This window comes from Priestia sp. VA7 (genome assembly GCF_055710015.1).
Map to the genome: position 1 here is coordinate 487,831 of NZ_JBVQPN010000001.1, position 17,144 is coordinate 504,974.

Genomic DNA, 17,144 nt, shown 5'->3' on the forward strand with positions numbered 1-17,144 from the left:
ATCACAACGCCACAGATTCCAAACATACAGCTTTGGAACTCGTGGCGTTTTTGTTTTTCCTTTAATTTGTCTAGTAATATAACTTTTTTGACAAAAAAATGATTAAATTATAATTTTCAGTTATATATATATTTAAAAAGAAATAAAAATCTTTTATAATAGATTAGAAAGCGTTTTCAAAAATAACGAAGGGGTGGTTATGTATGAAACAAGTACATACGTCGTTTAAAGAAGCGGTGAAAGATATTCACGACGGTGCTACGATTATGGTCGGTGGTTTTGGTTTATGTGGAATTCCGGAGAATTTGATTTTAGCGTTAGTTGAAACAGGGGTAAAAGATTTAACCGTAATTTCAAATAACTGCGGCGTAGACGACTGGGGACTTGGACTGCTTCTGAAAAACAAACAAATTAAAAAGATGATTGGTTCTTACGTGGGAGAAAATAAAGAGTTTGAAAGACAAGTATTGTCAGGAGAAATTGAAGTAGAATTGCTACCTCAAGGCACGCTAGCTGAAAAGATTCGCGCCGGCGGAGCGGGCATACCTGCATTTTATACACCAGCGGGAGTGGGAACACCCATTGCTGAAGGAAAAGAAGTTCGCGTGTTTGATGGAAAAGAATATTTACTAGAAGAGGCGTTAAAAGCTGATTTTAGTTTGGTTAGAGCTTGGAAAGCCGATCATATGGGGAACTTAGTGTATAACAAGACAGCGCGCAATTTCAGCCCAATGATTGCAGCAGCAGGAAAAGTGACGATAGCAGAAGTGGAGGAACTTCATTCAACAGGCTCACTTGATCCAAATATTATCCACACACCTAGTGTATATGTTCAATCGTTAATTATTGGTGAACAAGAAAAACGTATTGAGCGTTTAACCGTTCAAAAATAACAAAAGGGGAGAGATTTTTCATGATTGAAAACGGCGTGAACGTGAGAGAGCGAATTGCAAAACGTGCTGAAAAAGAAATTTTGGACGGATTTTATGTAAACCTTGGAATTGGTATTCCAACGCTTGTGGCTAATCATATCTCAGATAATAAAACGGTGGTGCTTCAGTCCGAAAACGGTCTGTTAGGCATTGGACCATATCCGAAAGAAGGAGAAGTAGATCCTGATTTAATTAATGCAGGTAAAGAAACCGTCACGGCGACAAAAGGGGCTTCTTACTTCGACAGTGCTGAATCGTTTGGCATGATTCGGGGAGGGCATATTAATATTGCGATTTTAGGAGGCATGGAAGTCTCAAAAACTGGTGACTTGGCTAACTGGATGATTCCTGGGAAAATGATTAAAGGAATGGGCGGTGCAATGGATTTAGTTCATGGAGCGCAGCGCATCATTGTCATTATGGAACATGTGACGAGAAAAGACCAACCTAAAATCTTAAATGAGTGCACTCTCCCTCTGACAGGAAAAGAGGTAGTAGATCGTATTATTACAGATCGAGCGGTCATTGATATTACGGCAGAAGGCCTAAAACTTGTCGAAGTAGCGAAAGGTTATACGGTAGAAGATATTCAACAATCTACAGAGCCAACTTTAATCATTGATGAACATGTAAAACTAGATGCATTTTGATTTTTGGTAACAAAAGCAAGAATATGATACAATATCTCTCAATTAAAGTAGCGGGGGAATTGTGATGGCTAAAAAAAAGCAAAAACAATCAGCACAAAAACAAAGTGATCAGCTCAGTATCAAAGATCAGCTAAATGATAGCTTATTAAAACAGCTTCAAGCTAAAAAACAGGCGCTTTCTTTAAAAGAAGAAGAGCAGAAAGAAACAGAGCGTAAAGAAGCTGCTCGAATTCGAAAAGAAAAAGAAAAAAATAAGTCGTTTGAAGAACTGTTAAATGAAAGTGATATGAACTGGTCCGAGTTTAAAAAATAAAAGCGCCTTTACCGGCGCTTTTATTTTTTAACGGTGAGCTTCATATTGATTTGTTTTAAAGATCGATTGCAGCTTGTTAACTTCAGTAGGCTGTAGCGGGGAAGCCTCGACAGCTTTGACGTTTTCGCGAAGCTGTGAAGAAGAGCTTGCTCCTGCTACAACTGAGGCTACCGCAGGATTAGCTAAACAGTATTGAAGTGCAGTTGAGTTTAGAGAGTGAGTTGGTCGTACGTGACGAAATTCTTCTAGAGTTTTTGCTAATTCCGTACCGCTATAATCTAAATAGCCCTTGCCCTCGAATGCAGCAAGTTTTTGCTCTCCTTTTTCGGTTAGCAGCCCTTTGGCTACTGGACCTCGGGCTACAACGCTAATGCCGTTGTCATGTAAAAGAGGAAGTGCACTTTCTTCAGGGCGTCTGTCTAACAAGCTGTATTGCATCATGACGCTAACAATAGAAGAATTTTGCACATACTCTCGAATCACATTTGGGCGGATAGATGAAATGCCATAGTAGCGAATGACGCCTTCTTGTTTTAATTCTTCAAATGCTTCAATCGTTTCCTCAATATTGTCTTCAACGGTTCCTCCGTGCAGTTGATATAAATCGATGTAATCTGTTTGAAGACGGCGCAGGCTTTCTTTTACTTCTTCTTTTATATAAGCTTTAGACGGATCCCATGTCCAGCTGTCTTTTGCATCATTCCAGCGATTCCCCACTTTTGTGGCTAAAATAATATCATTTCTGCGTTTTTTTAGGGCTTGTCCCACAAACTCCTCGTTTAAGCCAAAATCATATAAATCTGCTGTATCGAAATAATTAATGCCATATTCGAGAGCTTCATCAATCATATTGACAGCGTGTTTTTGTTCCGTTCCAAGAGACATGCACCCTAAACCTAATGTACTGACAAGCAAGTCTGAAGTACCTAAGTGTCTTTTTTCCATATATGTCACTCCTTATTTTTTACTGGTTTCTATCTATTGTAGCGCTATGATAGAGGGAAACTCAAATAAGAAGATTAGAAAACTGCAGCACAATTAGTGTCTGCAGTCTGCTTGTTTGTAAGAATTAAAATTTTGAGAGATAGCGTTCGTCCATTCATCGACATACTGAAATTGTTCGCCGTATTCTTTTAACTTTTGCTTGATTTCCCATGCTTTACCGACCAAAATTATTTGCTTCTCGTGAACATAAACTTTCATTTTTTCTACCTCCCAAGGTTCGTATGATAGAATATATGTAAGAGTCAAAAAAATAGAACGAGGTGTAGAAAATGGATCATTTAACAGAAAAAATGCTGTCTTCTGAAAAGCTGTTTGGAGGCAGAGTGATTGATTTGTACTTAGAAGAAGTAGAGCTTCCAAACGGAAAAACGAGTACAAGAGAAGTAGTTAAGCACCCTGGAGCCGTAGCTGTCATTGCGTTAACAAGCGACCATAAAATGGTTATGGTCAAACAGTATCGCAGGCCGATGGATCGTATTTTAGTCGAAATTCCAGCCGGCAAGCTAGAAAAAGGAGAAGAGCCGATTGTGACGGCAAAACGTGAGTTAGAAGAAGAAACAGGCTATACAACAGATTCGCTTAGCCATATTATTTCTTTTTATACATCACCAGGTTTTGCGGATGAGTTGGTGCACCTTTATTTAGCGGAAGATTTAAAAGTGATGACCACCAAAGCGGAATTAGACGAAGATGAATTTGTTGAAGTGATGGAAGTTACGGTAGATGAGGCGCTTACTCTTATTCAAAACAAGGAAATTTATGATGCAAAAACAGCCTATGCTGTGCAGTACTTACAGTTAAAAAGCGGATTAGGAGAGTAAGAGAGTTTTTTCTTTTACATACGAACGGCAATCTAGCAATTTAGAGGTTTACATTGAAACGTCATTTGATGTGAGAAAAAACAGGCATGCGTGTATCTCTAACTAAAAAAATGTTTGACAACCATATTTTAGTTGAAGGAAAATCTGAACGATGAATAGAGATTCTTGATGGAGAATCAAATTCGTTCGGATTTTTTTAAGGTGATGGTGAATGTAGATTTCATTTATATAGTTGGTTCTAGCGGTTGATTGGAGGGCAAGGCGAAGACTCCTGCGGGAAAAGCGGAATAGGTGAGACCCCGCAGAAGCGTACGCGACGAAGAGGGTCACCGGCGGCCCGCGGAAAGCGAAGCCTTGCATGGAAATCGACAGCCGTTTCACAAGCCATCCATACTATCTCATTTGATCTTATTTAGATTGGGTTGATTTTATTATGTCTCATTCTCTTTTTTTATTTGATAGATTCAAAAGATTCTTGGCATAGTTTTTGTACTCTATCATACACTCTATTAAGCGATTAATAGGAGGAAGACGATGAGAAAAAAACAATTGCCATTATCGTATGCAAGACATTTTCAAGAAAACAGTTCTATTTATTTGTTTGTGACCGTGCTGTTTTTAATGGGAATCATTTTTGGGGCTATTGTTGTAAATAGTTTGACGCTTGATCAAAAAGAAGACCTGTACTTCTATTTAAACCGGTTTTTCGGACAGGTAAAGAGTGGAGAAGTAGCAAGCAGCGTTGAAATGTTTCAGCAAAGTTTTTTTCATAATGTTAAATACTTAGGGCTCATTTGGATATTAGGAATCGCCATTATTGGTTTGCCTGTAGTGTTAATTCTGCTGTTTTTAAAAGGAATGGTGATTGGTTTTACCGTAGGCTTTTTAGTCAATCAAATGGGACTCTCTGGTTTTGCGCTATCTTTTGTATCTGTTATGCCGCAAAATATCTTTCTCATACCGGCATTTCTGATCTTGTCTGCAGCTTCAGTTGCCTTTTCTTTGAAGCTTGTGCGGCAGCAGTTTTTTAAAAAAGCAGCGGAGCCTATTTCCGCCTCATTTTTACGCTACAGCGGAACCATGATTGCTATGATATGTTTGGTTGCCTGTGCAGCTACAATTGAAGCTTACGTATCACCTACTTTAATGAAAAGTGTAATGGCTCTATTAAATAAGTAAGAATAAGTATTAAGTAAAAAGAATTCTTTTTTCTTATTAATAATAACTTTATTTTGACACCCTCGACACATCTGATATAATGGATTAGTGAATGGCGAGGGAGGGAATAATTATGGAAAGTCGAATTGAGCGAATTAAGCAGCAGTTGCACTCAGCTAGCTATAAATTGACACCTCAACGTGAGGCGACTGTAAGAGTACTTCTTGAACATGAAGAGGATCATTTAAGTGCCGAAGATGTATATCTCCTCGTCAAGGAAAAGTCTCCGGAAATTGGATTGGCAACTGTTTATCGTACGTTAGAATTGTTAACTGAACTTAAAATTGTTGATAAAATAAACTTTGGCGATGGCGTTTCTCGCTACGATTTAAGACAAGAAGGAGCCGCACACTTTCATCATCACCTTGTGTGTATGGAATGTGGATCTGTGGACGAAATTCAAGAAGATTTGCTTGAAGACGTTGAAGAAATTGTGGAAAAGCAATGGGATTTTAAAATTAAAGATCACCGCTTGACATTTCATGGCATTTGCCATCGCTGTCAGGATAAAGAAGACAAGCAGTAAAAGCCTTTTCCCTAATGGAGAAGGTTTTTTGTTGTACATAAATAAAAAATAACGAGTTTATAAGCTACATAGTTTTATAGAAAGAAAGGAAATGATCAGGAGAGAACTCAGTGTATAAAGGCAAGAAACATGTATAAAACCTGTCCTAATTGGCATATCTTCTAATAGAATCAAAAATTGGAGGAATTGTTTCATGAAATCATGGGCTGAAATAGTATATAATACATGTAAAGTATTTATCTTATTTACCGGGTTTACTCTTTTGTTTTATTTTGGAATGATATGGGTATCTCAAGAGTATCAAAATTATAAACGTTATGATGAGCCGTCGGGTTCAGCAGTTAAGGTCATGCAAGCAAGTGTGAACAAAGATCAGACGTGGCTAGAGCGTTTATTTATGTTTTATCAAAACGGGGAGTAGAGGCTATTGAATGATCAAATTCAAGATTTTATTCATTATTTAGTAGTAGAGCGGGGACTAGCTAAAAATACAATTGATTCGTATGAACGAGATTTAAAAAAGTATGCTCAATATTTAGAGCATGTAGAGCAGCTGAAATCATTTAATGAAGTAACAAGACTTCACATCGTTAATTTTCTGAAATATTTAAGTGATCAGCAAAAGTCATCTAAAACGATTGCGAGACATGTGGCTTCAACTAGATCTTTTCATCAATTCTTACTAAGAGAAAAAGCAGCGGATACAGATCCATCCGTTCATATTGATACCCCGCAGCTTGAGCGCAAGCTGCCAAAAGTGCTAAATGCAGAAGAAGTAGAGGCGCTGTTAAATGTGTTTGATACTTCGACGCCTTTTGGCATACGAGACAAAGCGATGCTTGAGTTGCTTTATGCTACTGGAATTCGTGTGTCTGAACTCGTTAACTTAAATATTGATGATGCACATTTGACGATGGGATTTATTCGTTGTATCGGAAAAGGAAATAAAGAAAGAATTGTCCCCATCGGAAGGTTGGCAACGGAGGCTATCGAAGAGTATTTACAGCATAGCCGGAGTGTTTTAACAAAGCAAAAGGAACAGGACAAAGCACTCTTTGTTAATCATCACGGAAGGCGTTTAACAAGGCAGGGATTTTGGAAAATATTAAAAAAGTTAGCTTCTGAAGCAAAAATTGAAAAAGAATTAACTCCACATACGTTACGGCATTCGTTTGCTACTCATTTGTTAGAGAACGGCGCGGACTTGAGAGCCGTTCAAGAAATGCTCGGGCATGCGGATATTTCGACCACTCAAATTTATACACATGTTACAAAAGCACGTTTAAAAGATGTATACAATCAGTTTCATCCGCGAGCATAGGAAGATTCCAATGTCCAATGAGTTCATAGACATTGGTTTTTTTGATTGAAAACACTTTCATTCATGTGTACAAAAAAATAAAAAGCGTCTATACTAATAGAGAGGTCAGACTTCTGACCAATAAGAGAAGATGGTTAAATTATTTCCAAACGGGAATTTTATAGAGAATAAATAAATTGATATTTGGAGGGAATAAAATGGCGCATACATATAAACGCGTATTTTTAATTGTCATGGATTCAGTGGGTATCGGTGAATCACCGGATGCTGAAAAATACAATGATAAAGGTGCTGATACGTTTGGTCATATTGCAGAGCACTGCAACGGTCTTCGTATGCCTAATATGGCTAAGCTTGGCCTAAGCAATATCCGTGAAATTAAAGGAATCGATAAAGCCGAAAAACCGTTGGCTTACTATACAAAAATGCAGGAAGCTTCTGCAGGAAAAGATACAATGACAGGCCATTGGGAAATTATGGGCCTTAATATTGATACGCCTTTTAATGTATTTCCAGATGGATTTCCAGAAGAGCTGATTTCACAATTAGAAGAAAAAACAGGTCGAAAAATCATTGGGAACAAACCAGCGTCTGGTACAGAAATTTTGGATGAGCTAGGAAAACAGCATATGGAAACAGGTGACTTAATCGTCTATACATCAGCAGATTCTGTTTTGCAAATTGCTGCTCATGAAGAAATTGTTCCAATTGATGAATTGTACAAAATTTGTGAGATTGCTCGTGAATTAACGCTTGATGATCCATATATGATTGGACGTGTTATCGCTCGCCCGTTTTTAGGTGAACCAGGTAATTTTACACGTACATCCAATCGTCATGATTATGCATTAAAGCCTTTTGGACGTACTGTAATGAATGAATTAAAAGACAATGACATCGATGTTATTGCTATCGGTAAAATTTCTGATATTTACGACGGAGAAGGGGTAACAAAATCTCTTCGTACCAAATCGAATATGGACGGCATGGATAAGCTAGTTGATACATTAAACATGGACTTCACAGGCTTAAGCTTCTTAAATTTAGTTGATTTTGATGCTCTCTATGGTCATCGCCGCGATCCACAAGGATATGGGCAAGCACTTGAAGAATATGATGCACGCTTAGAAGAAGTATTTGATTTATTAAAAGAAGATGATTTATTGATTATTACAGCGGATCATGGAAATGACCCTGTTCATCATGGGACAGACCATACGCGTGAATACGTGCCGCTTCTTGTGTACAATAAAGGCATGCAAGAAGGAAAAGAACTTTCTATTCGTCAAACGTTTGCGGATATTGGCGCAACGGTAGCAGAAAATTTTGGCGTAGCAATGCCTAAGCATGGAAAAAGTTTTTTAAAAGAGTTGAATTAAGCAGGGGGAATGGAGTATGAAAAAAGAATATATTGAAAAAGCAGCAGCATATATTAAAAATCAATCAGCTGTTACACCAACAATTGGGCTTATTTTAGGTTCTGGACTAGGGGTATTAGCTGACGAAATTGAAGGCGCGGTAAAAATTCCGTATAACGACATTCCTGAGTTCCCGGTTTCAACAGTTGAAGGTCACGCAGGCCAATTAGTAATAGGTACTATTCATGACGTACCAGTTGTAGCTATGCAAGGACGTTTTCACTTTTATGAAGGGTACGCTCTTGATAAAGTAACATTTCCAGTGCGCGTAATGAAAGAAATCGGTGTAGAAACGTTGATTGTAACGAATGCAGCGGGCGGAGTAAACGAATCCTTTAATCCAGGAGACTTAATGATTATTTCTGATCATATTAATAATTTTGGAACCAATCCTTTGATTGGACCTAATGACTCTGATTTCGGAGTAAGGTTCCCGGATATGTCAACTGCTTACTGCAAGGATCTTCGTCAATTAGCGAAGAAAGTAGGAGCTGATTTAAATATCGCCTTACAAGAAGGTGTATATGTAGGAAATACAGGTCCAACATATGAAACGCCTGCTGAAGTGCGTATGCTTCGCATTATCGGGGGAGACGCGGTCGGTATGTCTACAGTGCCAGAAGTTATTGTGGCACGCCATGCAGGTATGAAAGTGCTAGGTATTTCTTGTATTTCTAATATGGCAGCTGGTATTTTAGATCAGCCGTTAAATCATGAAGAAGTAATTGAAACGACTGAAAAAGTAAAACAGCAGTTTTTATCGCTTGTAAAAGAAGTAGTAAAGCAGCTTCCAGCTTATCAAAAATAAGAAGAAAATATGACTTCAAGCATCGAGAATTTCTCGATGCTTTTTTTATTTCCCTTAGTATAAATCGATTATACCTTGGAAAAAATAGGTTGTATAAAGAATGGAGGTTTGTGGAGATGAAGCGAACTATTGTAAAGTTACTCGTTGTCATATTTTTATTTCCACTTATGACGCAACCTGTTTTAGCCGCAGAAAAAAAGAATTCCGAGCTTGCTGACAGTGCTAGGTCAGCTATTTTAATTGAACGGGATACAGGAAAAATTCTATACGAAAAAAATAGTAATCAAGAACTTCCCCCTGCCAGTATGACTAAAATTATGACAATGATTTTAATTATGGAGGCTTTAGATAAAGGGAAAATTACCTTAAAAGATAAAGTGCGGGCAAGTGAATATGCCGCTTCAATGGGAGGCTCACAAATCTTTTTAGAGCCCGGAGAAGAAATGACGGTAAATGATTTGCTGAAAGGGATTGCGATAGGTTCCGGTAACGATGCTTCTATGGCAATGGCTGAATATTTAGCTGGATCAGAAGAAAAATTTGTAGCAAAGATGAACCAAAAAGCGAAAGAGCTTGGTTTGACTCATACAAAATTTCAAAATCCGACAGGCCTGCCCGTAGAAAATCACTATAGTACAGCTCATGATATGGCCATGATGGGCAGAGAGCTGCTAAAGTATGAAAAAATTATTAACTATACAAGTAAATACGAAGCTTATTTGCGCACGGATACAGATAAGAAGTTTTGGTTAGTAAATACAAATCGCTTAGTAAAGTTTTATCCCGGCGTTGATGGACTCAAAACCGGATTTACAGGTCAAGCTAAGTATTGCCTGACAGCTACCGCTAAAAAGGGAAATATGCGTGTGTTAGCGGTTGTATTCGGTGCAAGCACGCCAAAAGATCGCAATAATCAAGTAACCAAAATGTTAGACTACGCATTCAGTCAATATACAACGAAGCCTTTATACAAAAAAGGAGACGTTATTGCCAAGATAGATGTAAACAAGGGTAGCGAAGATCAGGTAACAGCTGTTACGTCCGAGCCTATTTCGGTTTTATTGAAAAAAGGAAATGCAGCCAAAGACGTTAAAACAGAAGTGAAAATGAACGAGAAGCTAAATGCGCCTATTCAAAAAGGCGACAAAATTGGAATGTTGACCATTAAGAAGGATAACAAAGTAGTTAGTTCTTCACCGCTTCTTGCAAAAGAAGATATTGATGCTGCTTCTTGGTGGAAGATATTCAAACGTACATTCTCTATTTTCTCTCAAACATCTTAAACAGCTAAATGTGACGAAATAGAACTAGTTTTGTCGGTGAGAAGGATTCTATTCTGTCGGCAGCGAAAGACTGACTATAAGATTTCCGAGGAGGTTTGTATAGTGAGTCTTTCGATTGAATTGGAATTCAAACAAGATGTCTTGTTGGTTCGATTAACAGGAGAATTAGATCATCATACGGCAGAAGAGCTAAGAAGCAAGATCACCGAAGCGATAGAGAAGGAATCTATCAGCCATTTGATTTTAAATTTACAGCATTTAACCTTTATGGACAGCTCTGGCTTGGGGGTTATTTTAGGGAGATACAAACAGGTTCATAATAACGGCGGGGAAATGGTTGTATGCGCTATTTCTCCCGCCGTAGAACGTTTGTTTAATATGTCAGGCTTATTTAAAATTATTCGTTTTGAACCTAATGAAGAAAACGCGCTTCAAAAATTGGGGGTGGCATAATGAAAAATCAAATGAACCTCCAATTTTCCGCGCTTAGTCAAAATGAATCGTTTGCCCGCGTCACGGTAGCATCATTTATTACGCAGTTAGATCCAACAATGGATGAGTTAACAGAAATTAAAACAGTCGTATCTGAAGCAGTAACAAATGCTATTATTCACGGCTACGAAAGCAATCCGGATGGTGTGGTATATATTTCTGTGACGCTTCATGAAGACGGTGTAGTCGAGCTGATGATTCGTGATGAAGGAATTGGTATCGATAACGTGGATGAAGCCAAGCAGCCTTTATACACAACCAAACCAGATCTAGAACGTTCTGGAATGGGTTTCACCATAATGGAAAACTTTATGGACGAAATTCGAGTGGAGTCTACTGTATTAGAAGGTACGACCTTATATTTAAAAAAGCACTTAACAAATAGTAAAGCGCTATGTAATTAAGGAGACTTGCCAATGGATGTGGAGGTCAAAAAAAATAAAAACGAACCGTATTTAAAGGATCATGAAGTTAAAGACCTCATCAAGCGCAGTCAGCAAGGTGATCAAATTGCACGAGATACAATCGTCCAAAAAAATATGCGGCTCGTTTGGTCGGTTGTTCAACGTTTTATTAACCGTGGTTATGAGCCCGATGATTTATTTCAAATTGGGTGCATAGGGCTATTAAAGTCCGTTGATAAATTTGACTTATCGTATGATGTTAAATTTTCAACATATGCTGTTCCAATGATTATTGGTGAAATTCAGCGATTTATTCGTGATGATGGCACGGTAAAGGTTAGCCGTTCTCTGAAAGAAATGAGCAATAAAATACGTAAGGCAAAAGACGAGCTTTCCAAATTACTTGGACGCGTCCCTACAGTCGCTGAGGTTGCAGAACATTTGGATCTCACTCCTGAAGAAGTAGTGCTAGCTCAAGAAGCTAATCGTGCTCCTTCGTCTATTCACGAGACCGTCTATGAAAATGATGGAGATCCAATTACCCTTCTTGACCAAATTGCTGATCATACGGAAGCGAAGTGGTTTGATAAAATTGCCTTAAAAGAAGCAATTGAAGAACTTGATGAGCGTGAAAAGCTCATTGTCTATTTGAGGTATTACAAAGATCAAACTCAGTCCGAAGTGGCCGCAAGGCTGGGAATTTCTCAAGTTCAGGTATCGAGGCTTGAGAAGAAAATCTTAAAACAAATGAAGCTGCATATGAATGATACGTAATACTTAAGAAGCAATCCGTTTTGCTATTCAAAGAAGAATAGTGAAACGGATTGCTTTTTTATTTGGTAATTAATGGTCTGTTCAGAAACGTGAATTAGAAAATTTAAGAAAATCCATACTACACGTACAGGGAGATAATGAATCGTAAGGTGTGATATGAATGGAAAACGTTCTTTATCTTAAAATGAGACATCGTATTCAAGTAAAACCTGATGAAGCTGTAAATATTGGACAATTAGCAATGGTTATAGCAGGAGATTCTGTTCAAAAGCAAATTGAAAAGCTAGTTGTATATCAAGTAAGTATGAGTGATCGAAATATTATCATTGTTGATTTAATGAAGGTAATTGAAAAAGTTGCCTCTCGGTATCCGCATTTAGACATTCAGACGATTGGACCCGCTCAAACGATTGTAGAGGTCATGTATAAAAAGAAACAATATTCCTTTTTGTTTTTTCTAGCTGTTTGGTTTCTTCTCTTCATCGGAGCTGCTTTGGCAATTATGAACTTTCACGAAGATGTGAGCATGAGACAAGTACATCAAAAATTGTTTTACATGCTGACCGGTCTGAGAGATAAGCAGCCTTTGCTGATTCAAGTGCCTTACTCTATCGGTTTAGGCCTGGGAATGATTCTGTTTTTTAACCATGTCTTTAGAAAACGAATTAATGAAGAGCCTAGTCCTCTCGAAGTCGAAATGTTTAATTACCAGCAAGACTTAGATCAATACGTCATTATGCACGAGAATAAAGAAAGTATGAAAAAAATTGATGATCATTAACATTGTGATGACCATTGTAATTGGACTTGCGGGAGGACTGGCTGCAGGTGCTGGGTTTGTAGCATTTTTAACGGTGCTGGGCATCATCCCGCGTTTAATGCAGCTGACTAAAACCATGAAATACATTCAAGCATATGAGTGGGGAGTCGTAGGTGGTGCTGTTACAGGCGGATGGTGCAGTCTTCATCAATACACGTGGCAGTTTCCGGGGTTGCTTATTATGATCATAGGTTTAACCAGCGGTATTTTTATTGGGATGCTGGCAGCAGCGTTAACAGAAGTGCTTAATGTATTGCCGACGTTAACGAAACGAATAGGAATGGAAGGCAAGCTTATTTTATTGTTAATGGCCATTGTACTAGGCAAAGTATGCGGATCATTATTTCATTGGATTTATTTTGTTAATCAATAAGAAAAGGATGTATGTAACATGGCAAATAATCAAAAATTAAAAGATAACTATCAAGAAAGCATTAAACCATTTCAGCCTAAACCTTCATATGTGGCAAATTGCCTAAAAGCCTTTTTGGTGGGGGGAATCATTTGTACATTAGGACAGGCAATTCAAAATTTCTATATTGCATTTTTTGACTTTAATGAAAAAAATGCAGGTAATCCTACCGTTGCAACCCTTATTTTAATATCTGCGCTCTTAACCGGGTTTGGGATATATGATCGTATTGGTCAATTTGCAGGTGCAGGTTCAGCCGTTCCTGTTACGGGTTTTGCCAATTCCATGACGAGTGCAGCGCTTGAACATCGAAGTGAAGGAATTGTTCTTGGAGTTGCGACAAACATGTTCAAGCTGGCTGGAAACGTCATTGTATTTGGAACGGTTTCGGCTTACATTGTAGGAATTATTCGCTACCTTTTTAAAACTTATTTGCTATGAAAAGAGGGGGATTATGAGAAAAACTGGAAAACAAACGTGGGTTTATGAAAATCCTATTTATATTAATGCGACAGGAACAGCAGTAGGGCCAAAAGAAGCAGATGGACCGTTAGGAGAAACATTTGATATTACACATAAAGATTTGCACTGTGAAGAAGACAACTGGGAGTTGGCTGAAAGAAGACTGATGACGGAGTCCATTGATTCCTGCTTGCAAAAAATAAATTTATCCTATGAAGACGTTGATTTGTTTTTGGCTGGAGATTTATTAAATCAAAACGTAACGGCTAATTTTGTAGCGCGGCATAACCAAATTCCATTTCTATGCATGTTTGGCGCTTGCTCCACATCAATGGAAACGCTTGCAACAGGAGCAGCTCTTGTAGATGCAGGGTTTGCTAATCGTGTTATTGCATCAGCGAGCAGTCATAACGCAACGGCTGAGCGCCAATTTAGAAATCCTACCGAGTACGGAGGACAAAAACCAGATACAGCAACGGCAACCATTACGGGAGCAGGGGCAGCGCTGGTCTCAAAAGAAAAAGGTATTGTGCGTCTGACTTCTGCAACGATTGGTCGGGTAATGGATTATGGAATTAAAAATGCAAACGACATGGGTTCTGCTATGGCACCAGCTGCTGCAGATACCATTCAAAGACATTTGGAAGACTTAAACGTTGCTCCAAGCGAGTATGATCTTATTTTAACAGGAGATTTATCTGGTGTAGGAAGTCCAATCTTAAAACAGCTGCTCAAGGACGAAGGCTACGATATATCAACCAACCATAATGATTGCGGATTAATGGTATACCGTCCTGATCAAAATGTATTTGCAGGAGGAAGCGGCTGCGGCTGCTCCGCTATTGTCACGTATGGGCATATTTTAAATGAATTAAAATCAGGAAACTTAAAGAAAGTGTTTATGGTAGCAACAGGAGCTCTTTTAAGTCCAACGATGATTCAGCAAAAAGAGTCAATTCCAACAATTGCTCATGGCGTCGTCTTAGAACATATTGGGGAGGGGGATGATCAATGGAGTATGTAATAGCTTTTGTTGTAGGAGGAATCATTTGCGTTATTGGGCAGCTGCTGCTTGATCTTGCTAAGCTTACTCCAGCGCATGTTATGAGTTCGTTTGTAGTTGCAGGAGCGATTTTAGATGGATTTGGTCTTTACGATAAGTTAATTGAATTTGCTGGCGCCGGAGCAACGGTTCCAATTACAAGCTTTGGTCATTCTTTGCTGCACGGAGCGATGAAGCAAGCGGATGACCATGGATTTATCGGGATTGGGATTGGGATTTTTGAACTTACCTCGGCTGGAATTTCAGCAGCTATTTTATTTGCTTTTATTATCGCGTTAATCTTTAAGCCGAAAGGATAAAAGATTATGAAAAAAAGAAGGATCATTATTGTAACCGATGGCGATGAATATGCACGCAAAGCAATTGAGCATGTAGCTAAATCGGTTGGTGGCAGATGCATTTCGAGATCATATGGAAACCCTACTACGTTAACAGGTAGTCAAACGGTAAATTTAATCCTTCAAGCACCATATGATCCCGTCTTTGTAATGTTTGACGATAGCGGTTTCTTAGAGGAAGGACCTGGGGAAATTGCTTTGCTCCATGTAGCAAAGCATCCTCAAGTAGAAGTTCTTGGAGTGATTGCTGTTGCGTCACGTACTCATCAAAGCGAATGGACAAGAGTGGATGTGACCATTGATCGTTTTGGGGAAATATCGCATTACGGCGTGGATAAAAGCGGAATTCAAGAGTTAGAAGTCGGACGAATTAATGGAGATACAGTTTACTGCTTGGATCAGCTCGATATTCCCTTAGTTGTAGGAATAGGGGATATCGGCAAAATGGCTAGGATGGATGATGTTAAACTGGGATGTCCTATTACAGAAAAAGCAGCAAGACTTATTTTAGAAAGGAGCGGTTCGTTTGGGTAAGCTAGCAGAGCAGAAAACAGCTATTTTTTCGAAGGTACAAAAAAACGATCAGTGGTTCAAAGAAAACGCTAGTATGAACACAAGTTTTGATGTGGGCGTGCGTAAACTACTTATTTTGGATCGAGAAGTTCATGTTTACTATGTAACAGGATTATGCGACAGTTCATTTATTATTGAAATTACAAAAGTGCTCGTTCAAATTAATGATAATGAAGTTGAACGAGCAAAGCTAAAGGATATTGTTGAAAACCGTCTTATTCATCAGCAAGTCAAGCCTTTAAAGACGCTGGATGATGGAATGGTGTCGGTTTTATCAGGACTGCTATTCGTTTTAATTGACGGTGAAGAAGTTGGCTTTGAAGTCGATGTGCGTACGTATCCCGGCAGATCGCCTGAGGAAGCGGATACAGAGAAAGTGATTCGCGGAGCAAGAGATGGATACACTGAAAATATCATTATCAATACAGCGTTAACGAGAAGACGAATCCGTGACGGAAGGTTTCGTTTTGAAATTATGAAGGTAGGCGAACGTTCGAAACTGGACGTAGCGATTGGGTACATAAAGGGGGTAGCTGATCCAGGACTGGTTAAACTGATAAAAGATGAACTGGAAGCTATCGATGTAGATGGTTTGCCTATGGCTGACAAATCCATTGAAGAGTTTTTAGTCAAACAAGGAATTAATCCTTTTCCAATGGTACGCTATACAGAACGCCCTGACACAGCAGCAGCCCATGTACTAGAAGGGCATGTGATTATTATTACCGATACGTCACCAAGCGTTATTATTACACCAACTACGCTGTTTCATCACGTGCAGCATGCAGAAGAATACAGGCAGGCTCCTTCTGTCGGTACCTTTATCCGCTGGATACGATTTTTAGGAATTCTTGCATCTCTTTTCTTATTGCCGTTATGGCTGTTATTTGTACTTGAACCAGATCTGCTGCCGGCAAAATTGCAATTTATTGGGCCAAACGAAACAACAAACATTCCGACAGTTATCCAGATTTTCTTAGCCGACCTAGGGGTTGAGTTCCTGAGGATGGCCGCCATTCATACGCCGACACCGCTTGCCACGGCGATGGGCTTGATTGCTGCAGCACTAATTGGACAGATTGCCATTGATGTAGGATTGTTTGTTCCAGAAGTGATTCTTTATGTAGCTATTGCGTCCATTGGTTCTTTTTCAACGCCAAGCTACGAGTTAGCAGTGGCAAATAAAATGCTGCGATTATTTCTGTTAATTTTTGTGGCGGCCTTTCATACTCCAGGGTTTCTTATTGCAACAACGTGTATCATTCTCTATATGGTGCGTCTAAAATCATTGAATACGCCTTATTTGTGGCCGTTTCTTCCATTCAACCCGCAGGCTTTATGGCAGATTATCATTCGTACACCGGTTCCTGGAGCAAATCCGCGTCCTAGTATTGTACATCCGCAGGACAAAGACCGCCAGCCTGCAAAACCTTAAACAAAATATGTGGTTGAAACCTGTATGAAGATGTGATAGATTTGTTTTAAATATGGAAAATAATAAATATTTAGAC

24 protein-coding genes are annotated in these 17,144 nt (G+C 38.8%); 22 read left to right on the top strand and 2 right to left on the bottom strand.

The genetic code is table 11. The features are described 5' to 3' along the window. The first annotated feature begins 203 nt into the window (after nt 1-203). From AC0C45_RS02580 to AC0C45_RS02590, 3 genes are all read left to right on the top strand, one after another. On the top strand, nt 204-893 hold the full coding sequence (locus AC0C45_RS02580) for a CoA transferase subunit A (RefSeq protein ID WP_013084945.1): 690 nt from the start codon (nt 204-206) through the stop codon (nt 891-893). A 20-nt stretch (nt 894-913) separates the two neighbouring features. Then, nucleotides 914-1,582 (top strand): 3-oxoacid CoA-transferase subunit B, encoded by a 669-nt coding sequence (locus tag AC0C45_RS02585; protein ID WP_034649004.1) that lies wholly within the window; start codon nt 914-916, stop codon nt 1,580-1,582. A 64-nt stretch (nt 1,583-1,646) separates the two neighbouring features. Beyond that, the gene (locus tag AC0C45_RS02590; protein ID WP_034649007.1) at nt 1,647-1,895 is read left to right on the top strand and encodes a YqkE family protein; all 249 of its coding nucleotides are present in this window, start codon (nt 1,647-1,649) and stop codon (nt 1,893-1,895) included. Between the two features lie 27 nt (nt 1,896-1,922). Here AC0C45_RS02590 and AC0C45_RS02595 read toward each other — a convergent pair whose 3' ends face one another. Then, nucleotides 1,923-2,840, bottom strand: a complete 918-nt coding sequence (locus AC0C45_RS02595; RefSeq protein WP_237892939.1) for an aldo/keto reductase — start codon at nt 2,838-2,840, stop codon at nt 1,923-1,925. 93 nt (nt 2,841-2,933) lie between these two features. Further along, nucleotides 2,934-3,098, bottom strand: a complete 165-nt coding sequence (gene mciZ / locus AC0C45_RS02600) for a Z-ring formation inhibitor MciZ (RefSeq protein WP_013059085.1) — start codon at nt 3,096-3,098, stop codon at nt 2,934-2,936. A 71-nt stretch (nt 3,099-3,169) separates the two neighbouring features. Here mciZ and AC0C45_RS02605 point away from each other — a divergent pair, with 71 nt between their 5' ends. The 19 genes from AC0C45_RS02605 (at nt 3,170) to AC0C45_RS02695 (ending at nt 17,068) form a co-directional block, all read left to right on the top strand. Beyond that, entirely contained in the window at nt 3,170-3,721 is a 552-nt protein-coding gene (locus tag AC0C45_RS02605) for an NUDIX hydrolase (protein WP_013059084.1), read from the top strand. 245 nt (nt 3,722-3,966) lie between these two features. Then, the gene (locus tag AC0C45_RS02610) at nt 3,967-4,137 is read left to right on the top strand and encodes a hypothetical protein (protein ID WP_162837682.1); all 171 of its coding nucleotides are present in this window, start codon (nt 3,967-3,969) and stop codon (nt 4,135-4,137) included. A 118-nt stretch (nt 4,138-4,255) separates the two neighbouring features. Continuing rightward, nucleotides 4,256-4,900, top strand: coding sequence for a stage II sporulation protein M (spoIIM, locus tag AC0C45_RS02615; protein ID WP_013084941.1), 645 nt, complete (start codon nt 4,256-4,258; stop codon nt 4,898-4,900). 112 nt (nt 4,901-5,012) lie between these two features. Beyond that, nucleotides 5,013-5,465, top strand: coding sequence for a ferric iron uptake transcriptional regulator (gene fur, locus AC0C45_RS02620; RefSeq protein ID WP_047932142.1), 453 nt, complete (start codon nt 5,013-5,015; stop codon nt 5,463-5,465). Nucleotides 5,466-5,658: 193 nt separating this feature from the next. Then, nucleotides 5,659-5,886 (top strand): YqzK family protein, encoded by a 228-nt coding sequence (locus tag AC0C45_RS02625; RefSeq protein ID WP_047932141.1) that lies wholly within the window; start codon nt 5,659-5,661, stop codon nt 5,884-5,886. 6 nt (nt 5,887-5,892) lie between these two features. Beyond that, nucleotides 5,893-6,786: a site-specific tyrosine recombinase XerD gene (xerD, locus tag AC0C45_RS02630; RefSeq protein ID WP_013059080.1), complete on the top strand. Its 894-nt coding sequence runs from the start codon at nt 5,893-5,895 to the stop codon at nt 6,784-6,786. Nucleotides 6,787-6,983: 197 nt separating this feature from the next. Continuing rightward, a complete protein-coding gene (gene deoB / locus AC0C45_RS02635) occupies nt 6,984-8,165 on the top strand; it encodes a phosphopentomutase (RefSeq protein WP_013084939.1) in 1,182 nt (393 codons plus the stop codon). A 16-nt stretch (nt 8,166-8,181) separates the two neighbouring features. Then, nucleotides 8,182-9,012: a purine-nucleoside phosphorylase gene (locus tag AC0C45_RS02640; RefSeq protein WP_013084938.1), complete on the top strand. Its 831-nt coding sequence runs from the start codon at nt 8,182-8,184 to the stop codon at nt 9,010-9,012. Nucleotides 9,013-9,128: 116 nt separating this feature from the next. Then, nucleotides 9,129-10,295 carry a D-alanyl-D-alanine carboxypeptidase family protein gene (locus AC0C45_RS02645; protein ID WP_128819686.1) on the top strand — a complete coding sequence of 389 codons (1,167 nt, stop codon included), beginning with the start codon at nt 9,129-9,131 and terminating at the stop codon, nt 10,293-10,295. A 102-nt stretch (nt 10,296-10,397) separates the two neighbouring features. Further along, the gene (spoIIAA, locus tag AC0C45_RS02650) at nt 10,398-10,748 is read left to right on the top strand and encodes an anti-sigma F factor antagonist (protein WP_013084936.1); all 351 of its coding nucleotides are present in this window, start codon (nt 10,398-10,400) and stop codon (nt 10,746-10,748) included. After that, nucleotides 10,748-11,191, top strand: coding sequence for an anti-sigma F factor (spoIIAB, locus tag AC0C45_RS02655; protein ID WP_013084935.1), 444 nt, complete (start codon nt 10,748-10,750; stop codon nt 11,189-11,191). The genes spoIIAA and spoIIAB overlap by 1 nt, the downstream gene beginning before the upstream one ends. Before the next feature lie 12 nt (nt 11,192-11,203). Further along, on the top strand, nt 11,204-11,965 hold the full coding sequence (gene sigF, locus AC0C45_RS02660) for an RNA polymerase sporulation sigma factor SigF (protein ID WP_013059074.1): 762 nt from the start codon (nt 11,204-11,206) through the stop codon (nt 11,963-11,965). Between the two features lie 160 nt (nt 11,966-12,125). Beyond that, on the top strand, nt 12,126-12,746 hold the full coding sequence (locus AC0C45_RS02665) for a stage V sporulation protein AA (protein WP_016765505.1): 621 nt from the start codon (nt 12,126-12,128) through the stop codon (nt 12,744-12,746). Beyond that, nucleotides 12,736-13,158, top strand: coding sequence for a stage V sporulation protein AB (locus AC0C45_RS02670; RefSeq protein WP_016765504.1), 423 nt, complete (start codon nt 12,736-12,738; stop codon nt 13,156-13,158). Before AC0C45_RS02665 ends, AC0C45_RS02670 begins: the two co-directional genes overlap by 11 nt. 18 nt (nt 13,159-13,176) lie before the next feature. Continuing rightward, the gene (spoVAC, locus tag AC0C45_RS02675) at nt 13,177-13,638 is read left to right on the top strand and encodes a stage V sporulation protein AC (RefSeq protein ID WP_013059071.1); all 462 of its coding nucleotides are present in this window, start codon (nt 13,177-13,179) and stop codon (nt 13,636-13,638) included. Nucleotides 13,639-13,651: 13 nt separating this feature from the next. Next, a complete protein-coding gene (gene spoVAD / locus AC0C45_RS02680; RefSeq protein WP_013084932.1) occupies nt 13,652-14,683 on the top strand; it encodes a stage V sporulation protein AD in 1,032 nt (343 codons plus the stop codon). Continuing rightward, a complete protein-coding gene (gene spoVAE, locus AC0C45_RS02685) occupies nt 14,671-15,021 on the top strand; it encodes a stage V sporulation protein AE (RefSeq protein WP_016765503.1) in 351 nt (116 codons plus the stop codon). Before spoVAD ends, spoVAE begins: the two co-directional genes overlap by 13 nt. 6 nt (nt 15,022-15,027) lie before the next feature. Next, nucleotides 15,028-15,594, top strand: a complete 567-nt coding sequence (spoVAEA, locus tag AC0C45_RS02690) for a stage V sporulation protein SpoVABEA (protein WP_016765502.1) — start codon at nt 15,028-15,030, stop codon at nt 15,592-15,594. Beyond that, entirely contained in the window at nt 15,587-17,068 is a 1,482-nt protein-coding gene (locus AC0C45_RS02695) for a spore germination protein (RefSeq protein ID WP_034649016.1), read from the top strand. Before spoVAEA ends, AC0C45_RS02695 begins: the two co-directional genes overlap by 8 nt. Nucleotides 17,069-17,144: the final 76 nt, after the last annotated feature.

Bases quoted from the DNA above. Each gene is read 5' to 3' on its own strand.
- AC0C45_RS02580 (WP_013084945.1), top strand. From the start codon at position 204: ATGAAACAAGTACATACGTCGTTTAAAGAAGCGGTGAAAGATATTCAC.
- AC0C45_RS02585 (WP_034649004.1), top strand. From the start codon at position 914: ATGATTGAAAACGGCGTGAACGTGAGAGAGCGAATTGCAAAACGTGCT.
- AC0C45_RS02590 (WP_034649007.1), top strand. From the start codon at position 1,647: ATGGCTAAAAAAAAGCAAAAACAATCAGCACAAAAACAAAGTGATCAG.
- AC0C45_RS02595 (WP_237892939.1), bottom strand. From the start codon at position 2,840: ATGGAAAAAAGACACTTAGGTACTTCAGACTTGCTTGTCAGTACATTA.
- mciZ (WP_013059085.1), bottom strand. From the start codon at position 3,098: ATGAAAGTTTATGTTCACGAGAAGCAAATAATTTTGGTCGGTAAAGCA.
- AC0C45_RS02605 (WP_013059084.1), top strand. From the start codon at position 3,170: ATGGATCATTTAACAGAAAAAATGCTGTCTTCTGAAAAGCTGTTTGGA.
- spoIIM (WP_013084941.1), top strand. From the start codon at position 4,256: ATGAGAAAAAAACAATTGCCATTATCGTATGCAAGACATTTTCAAGAA.
- fur (WP_047932142.1), top strand. From the start codon at position 5,013: ATGGAAAGTCGAATTGAGCGAATTAAGCAGCAGTTGCACTCAGCTAGC.
- AC0C45_RS02625 (WP_047932141.1), top strand. From the start codon at position 5,659: ATGAAATCATGGGCTGAAATAGTATATAATACATGTAAAGTATTTATC.
- deoB (WP_013084939.1), top strand. From the start codon at position 6,984: ATGGCGCATACATATAAACGCGTATTTTTAATTGTCATGGATTCAGTG.
- AC0C45_RS02640 (WP_013084938.1), top strand. From the start codon at position 8,182: ATGAAAAAAGAATATATTGAAAAAGCAGCAGCATATATTAAAAATCAA.
- AC0C45_RS02645 (WP_128819686.1), top strand. From the start codon at position 9,129: ATGAAGCGAACTATTGTAAAGTTACTCGTTGTCATATTTTTATTTCCA.
- spoIIAB (WP_013084935.1), top strand. From the start codon at position 10,748: ATGAAAAATCAAATGAACCTCCAATTTTCCGCGCTTAGTCAAAATGAA.
- sigF (WP_013059074.1), top strand. From the start codon at position 11,204: ATGGATGTGGAGGTCAAAAAAAATAAAAACGAACCGTATTTAAAGGAT.
- AC0C45_RS02665 (WP_016765505.1), top strand. From the start codon at position 12,126: ATGGAAAACGTTCTTTATCTTAAAATGAGACATCGTATTCAAGTAAAA.
- AC0C45_RS02670 (WP_016765504.1), top strand. From the start codon at position 12,736: ATGATCATTAACATTGTGATGACCATTGTAATTGGACTTGCGGGAGGA.
- spoVAC (WP_013059071.1), top strand. From the start codon at position 13,177: ATGGCAAATAATCAAAAATTAAAAGATAACTATCAAGAAAGCATTAAA.
- spoVAD (WP_013084932.1), top strand. From the start codon at position 13,652: ATGAGAAAAACTGGAAAACAAACGTGGGTTTATGAAAATCCTATTTAT.
- spoVAE (WP_016765503.1), top strand. From the start codon at position 14,671: ATGGAGTATGTAATAGCTTTTGTTGTAGGAGGAATCATTTGCGTTATT.
- spoVAEA (WP_016765502.1), top strand. From the start codon at position 15,028: ATGAAAAAAAGAAGGATCATTATTGTAACCGATGGCGATGAATATGCA.